Genomic DNA, 5,192 nt, shown 5'->3' with positions numbered 1-5,192 from the left:
GTGGCACATGGCGAAGATTTTTACGCCATCGATGCCGCGCACATGCTGGGGATCGTGGCAGACCAGCTGTACTGGAATATAAAAGCCATGGACCTCGCCGAAAAGACCACCGACGCCAGGGCACGGAAATGGCTGGGGGCTCTATACAACAATATCGGATGGTCTTACCATGGCCAACAGGACTATGCATCGGCGCTGACCTTCTTTGAGAAATTACTGGCCTTACGGATGGATCAACAGGACGAGCGTGGAGCCTTAATCGCGAGATGGTCCATTGGCCGGACCTACCGTTCGCTGCAAAGGATCGATGAGGCGCTTGCGCTCCAGGAGGAATTATATGTCGAAAGACAACAGGCGGGGTTGCCTCCGAGCGGGTATGTATTCGAAGAGCTGGCGGAGTGCCTGTTGCTTAAGGATCGTGCCGTAGAGGCGAAGGAATATTTCCGGAAGGCCTATGAGATACTTTCCGGGGATGTTTGGCTGGTGGCCGAGGAAGAGGCGCGGATTCAACGGTTGAGAAACCTCGGTGAGTGAGGGTATCAGAGCGCCCGCGTCACCGCCAGAGAATCCATGTAATCCCGCCAGTGGACGATTTTACGGTCGCGGAGGGTAATAATGGAGCAAAACCGGTTGTCATAGGGCTTTCCCGCGGGTGTTGCGCCGTGGACCGAGTATTCGAGGACGACGACCGAGGGGTCGGCGCACAAGTGTATGGCCAGGCCATCGGCGGATGTCAGCTTCATGCTGTAGCCGCCGAACCAGTCCATGTATTGGGCGCGGCCTTCGATTTTTTCGGGGAAACCGGGGAACCGGTACATAAATTCGAAGACGGCGTCTTCGGCAACCGCGTCCCAGAAATGGGCGCCGTCGACCGCACCGGCGAGGCCTTTCATAATGATGTCGTAGAATGGTTCTGCCTCCTTTTTGAAGGCGGGGTGTGTGTTATTTGTCATGATCTTGATTTAGTCGTCCTTGGGTCGCCATCCCCCCGCATCCAAATCGAGATAATAGGCATGGCCCTTCATTTGTGCCAGCAACCGTGAATAAATCTTCCGGCGCCCCTGCTCCAGATGTGCGGCATGCAGCGCATCCAGCCCCTCTTCCGGGGTCAACGGCGTGCCCGCGGCCGGTGGTTGGGGCGCAATGTCCGGGAGGCCGGTGGGCACATAAAAGGAGAACCGGCCGCCATCCTGGGTGAGGGGCAGCCAGTATTGCTCCAGGTACCGGTAGTAGAGGGTGTCGTGGTAACGGACGGCCCATACCGGTTTCGTGTCCGTTTGCGGGCGGAACAGGATATAACTGCTGTCCGGGGCGGCGGACATAGAGCAATCGACGGTGTCGATCCGGTCGTTCCTGAAATCCGGTAAGGTGTGGTATATACCGTCGACCCGGTTAGCCAGGCGGGTGATGGCGTACGTTTGTTCCCAATAGTGAAAAATATCCGGGTCCGGGACGTCGCCTGGGCTCCCGGGCGTCCGGCAGCTGTCGATTGCGGAGGTCAACACCTCGGTCATCAATTTTCGGAGCGCCTTGTCCCACTTCTTTTCCTCTGAGTTCCCCATGAAAGACAGTGCGTCCCGGCGGGAGATGGTCGCGACCTTGCCGTAACGTCCGAAGCCCTGGCTGACGTAGGCATCTACTCTGGTAAAGAAACCCAAAGGACCGCCTACCTGTTGTAACTGCCGGAAAACAAGGACCAGCCGTCCCCTGTTGCGTCGCAAGCCGGCAATCGCCGACTGGTAGAAGAGCTCCGCCCGCTCGGGCAGCGGGCCATCGAGAAGATACACCAACCGTTCACGGGATGTTTCCTCGGCACCGATATCAGCGCGGTCGAACCGGCCGTCCAAAACGGTTATGCTGTCGAAGGGGATACTGTCGAATCCTTCCAAGGGTTCGCCGGGGGGGAGGTGTATGACAAGCTTTTTGTCCTGCGCGAGGCTGGCAAAGGCGGAAAGGGTAAATAGGAAGAACAGGATGCGATACATGACCATGAAAATAATAACTTGTGGAATATGAAGCGGCAAATAATCGGGGTGGTAGCCCTGTTAATGGGGCTGGCGGGTACGGGAGCGCTTGGGGCAGCCCCGGCGCCGCGGACGCCCATCAAGGTGCTCATCGTAGACGGCTTCAGCAACCACGACTGGAAACAAACCACCCTGCTGGTAAAGAACATCCTTGAAAACACGGGGATGTTCGCCGTCACCGTCTCGACGGCGACGGGTATGGCCGACGACACGGCGTGGGACCCCGGGTTTGACCAATATGCGGTCGTCATACAGAATACCAACAACATCCAAAACCCCGCGCTCCGCTGGCCACGGAAGATCGAGCTGGAACTGGAAGACTATGTCCGCCGGGGCGGCGGTCTGTATATCCTGCATTCCGCCAACAATGCTTTTCCCAACTGGGAGGAGTACAACAAGATGATCGGTTTGGGCTGGCGGTCCAGGGAGACGGGGTATGCCCTGCAGCTGGATTCCGGCGACCATGTCATCCGTATCCCGCCTGGCGAGGGGGAAGGAACCAATCATGGGGACCGGTTCGACGCAGTGATAAAGATCCTGACCAGGCACCCTATCAACCAGGGGTACCCGGATCAATGGAAAACCGCCTCGATGGAGCTTTACCGTTATGCCCGCGGACCGGCGGAGAACCTTACCATCCTCTCAGCGGCCACGGACAGCGTCACGGGAAAACGCTGGCCGGTCGAATGGGTCGTCCGGTATGGAAAGGGGAATGTCTATGTTTCCAGCATGGGACACCTGTGGAAGGGGGATACCTACCCTGTCAGCTACCGGTGCATAGGGTTCCGCACGACCCTGATCCGCGCCACGGAGTGGCTGGCCACGGGCAGGGTCACGTATCCGGTGCCCGGCGATTTTCCCACAAAAGGACACACCAGCCTGGTTGCGCTACCCAGGGCGGCAGTGATGGAGCGGGCAGCGGGGATGGCCGGGGCGGTCGGGCCGGCGGCTCACGCGACGCTGCCGAACACCGTGAGTAAAACGCTGAGCAAAACCAACAGCAGCAGGTAATAACAGACATACCCCAGTAGGGTCCGCCAGACAATCGCCCCCTTTGGCCGCCCGTTGTAGAACTGCAGGTAGGTCCAGATAAACAGAGCCACGGGCATCGCCGATTCCACCACATAACCGGCGGCCGGGAGGTATGCGTTGAGCGGCAGGATTAAGATGCCGAGGAGCGTCCGCATCCCCGTCACGTAGGCGCAGACTACCAGCTGCTCGACGAAGTTCGTGCCGTATTTCCGGAAGAAAAGATAATACGTCCCCGCGATGAGGGGCAGCTGGAGCAACACGAACCATTCATAATATTCGTTCAGGTATTCGTTGACCAATTGCACCGAATTGTCCGCGGCCCGGGATCCGGTGGGGCGCGTGACGATCACCAGGTGCTTGAAGAAGTGGTTGACAAAGGCATACAGGCCGGTCGTGACGACCAGGAACATCAGCGGTTTGAAATGTCTTACGCGCTGTCCCCCGATAAAGGACCGGATCGTCCGCCCCGGGGCGGCAAACAACATCCGTAGCGTGTACAGTATCCCTTTGTCTATGTGAAACAGCGCGTGTTGCAGCTCGTGGTAGAGAAAATGCCGGTCGATCTTTCCCGTATGCGCGTCCTGCCCGCAGGCATTGCAGAAACGGCCGGAAAAGAGGTTACCGCAGTTCAGACAGGCTATGGCATGATCGGTTTCGGTGTGCTGGGACATTGTCGGTGGGTGAACCACTAATATAGCGGATTCGGAGCGCCCGACCTCGTACATGGCACGGATTTTATGCCACTTACAGGTATACCGACCGATTTACCTCACCATCCCAATCAACGCTGTCATTATGCTCAAACGATACCCCTTTTACATCCGCGGCACCGTGATCCTGTTCGGCCTCGTTCTGCTGGTCTACGCCTTGGTTAACCTCGGAGGCATCCTGATCCCGCTGGCCTTCGCGCTGATGCTGGGCATCCTGCTCAATCCGCTGACCGTTTTCCTGGAAAATAAATGCCACCTGCCCCACATCGCCGCCATAAGCCTATCCATCCTATCGGCCATCCTGTTCTTTGCCGGCGTCGGCTTTCTGCTCTATACGCAGGTCATGCGCTTTTCCGACCAGGCGCACATCTTCCAGGAAAAACTGGCGGAGATGGGTGTCAAGGCACAGGGCGCCATCAGTCAGCACCTGGGGATAACCGTGCAAAAGCAACAGCAATACCTCAAAGAAGGGGAAACGGCCTTGAAACCGATCCTGGCCTCGACGGTGGGGACGATCCTCGGCTGGGTATCCACCATCGTCCTGCTACCCGTCTATACTTTCCTTTTCCTCTACTACAAAGCGCTCTTGCTGAATTTCCTATATGAAGTTTTCGCCGAGGCGAACGAACAGGATGTCAGCAAGGTCCTTACACAGACCAAGGGCGCCATTCAAAGCTATATGATCGGGCTTTTGCTGGAAGCCGTCGCCGTCGCCACGCTTAATTCCATCGCGTTGCTGATCCTGGGTGTCAACTATGCGGTATTACTGGCCGTGATCGGCGCGCTGCTCAATGTCCTTCCCTTTATCGGGGGGATCCTCGCCGTAATACCGCCTATCCTCATAGCTACGCTGACCAAGGAGGGCATCCACACCCAGATATGGATCGTCATCGCCTACCTGGTCATCCAGTTTATCGACAACCACTTCCTCGTACCCTATATCGTTTCTTCAAAAGTCAGGATCAACGCCCTTATTTCCATTGTGATCGTGTTTATGGGGGGAGCGCTTTGGGGAGTTGCCGGTATGTTCCTGTCGATTCCCTTTATCGGAGTGCTAAAAATCGTCTTCGACCGGCTACCGGACCTAAAACCCTGGGGTAGGTTGCTCGGCACCGAGGTCCCCACCCAGCGCAAACGGCCCGCCTGGATCGGGGACAGGATAGGACGCCGGGCCAAATCCTGAGACCCCAGGGGCCGGATATGTAAATAATGCAATGTTTTATCGGAATGATGCAACACGTTTTTGGAAGCGTGCTCTAGCTTTACGCCGTGGTTATTACGCTGTGGTATTTTTTTCAGTGTTTTGTCCTTACTCTGCTAAACCTTGTCCAGTGAGCGGCCCGAAATGGCCGCTCTAATTCCATTTCTCGCCCAGGACAAAGGAAACCATATAATACACTTCATCCGGAGAGACCGGTTTGCTCAT

Annotated in this window: 6 protein-coding genes; 3 read left to right on the top strand and 3 right to left on the bottom strand. The window is 56.9% G+C overall.

From position 1 onward, the window contains the following. The coding region (locus VL547_RS04015) for a tetratricopeptide repeat protein (RefSeq protein WP_325575446.1) at positions 1-534 on the top strand (534 nt) is incomplete at its 5' end. A gap of 5 nt (positions 535-539) precedes the next feature. On the opposite strand, the gene VL547_RS04010 is transcribed toward VL547_RS04015, so the two are convergent. After that, positions 540-953 (bottom strand): nuclear transport factor 2 family protein, encoded by a 414-nt coding sequence (locus tag VL547_RS04010; RefSeq protein WP_325575444.1) that lies wholly within the window; start codon positions 951-953, stop codon positions 540-542. Positions 954-962: 9 nt separating this feature from the next. Then, on the bottom strand, positions 963-1,985 hold the full coding sequence (locus VL547_RS04005) for a hypothetical protein (RefSeq protein ID WP_325575442.1): 1,023 nt from the start codon (positions 1,983-1,985) through the stop codon (positions 963-965). 27 nt (positions 1,986-2,012) lie between these two features. Between VL547_RS04005 and VL547_RS04000 the strand changes: the two genes are divergently transcribed. Then, the gene (locus VL547_RS04000) at positions 2,013-3,035 is read left to right on the top strand and encodes a ThuA domain-containing protein (protein ID WP_325575440.1); all 1,023 of its coding nucleotides are present in this window, start codon (positions 2,013-2,015) and stop codon (positions 3,033-3,035) included. On the opposite strand, the gene VL547_RS03995 is transcribed toward VL547_RS04000, so the two are convergent. Continuing rightward, on the bottom strand, positions 2,975-3,727 hold the full coding sequence (locus tag VL547_RS03995; protein WP_325575438.1) for a DUF3667 domain-containing protein: 753 nt from the start codon (positions 3,725-3,727) through the stop codon (positions 2,975-2,977). The genes VL547_RS04000 and VL547_RS03995 overlap by 61 nt on opposite strands. Positions 3,728-3,851: 124 nt before the next feature. On the opposite strand from VL547_RS03995, the gene VL547_RS03990 reads away from it, so the two are divergent. Beyond that, entirely contained in the window at positions 3,852-4,949 is a 1,098-nt protein-coding gene (locus VL547_RS03990; RefSeq protein WP_325575436.1) for an AI-2E family transporter, read from the top strand. The last annotated feature ends 243 nt before the right edge of the window (positions 4,950-5,192 follow it).

Origin of the sequence: Dinghuibacter sp., assembly GCF_035492835.1 — a bacterium.
Lineage (GTDB): Bacteria > Bacteroidota > Bacteroidia > Chitinophagales > Chitinophagaceae > Dinghuibacter.
Note: the sequence above shows the minus strand (reverse complement) of the source record. Positions and strands in the feature narration are given on the sequence as shown.

Excerpts from the sequence above, each read along its gene's own strand:
- VL547_RS03995 (WP_325575438.1), bottom strand. The coding sequence starts at position 3,727 with ATGTCCCAGCACACCGAAACCGATCATGCCATAGCCTGTCTGAACTGC.
- VL547_RS04005 (WP_325575442.1), bottom strand. The coding sequence starts at position 1,985 with ATGTATCGCATCCTGTTCTTCCTATTTACCCTTTCCGCCTTTGCCAGC.
- VL547_RS04000 (WP_325575440.1), top strand. The coding sequence starts at position 2,013 with ATGAAGCGGCAAATAATCGGGGTGGTAGCCCTGTTAATGGGGCTGGCG.
- VL547_RS04010 (WP_325575444.1), bottom strand. The coding sequence starts at position 953 with ATGACAAATAACACACACCCCGCCTTCAAAAAGGAGGCAGAACCATTC.
- VL547_RS03990 (WP_325575436.1), top strand. The coding sequence starts at position 3,852 with ATGCTCAAACGATACCCCTTTTACATCCGCGGCACCGTGATCCTGTTC.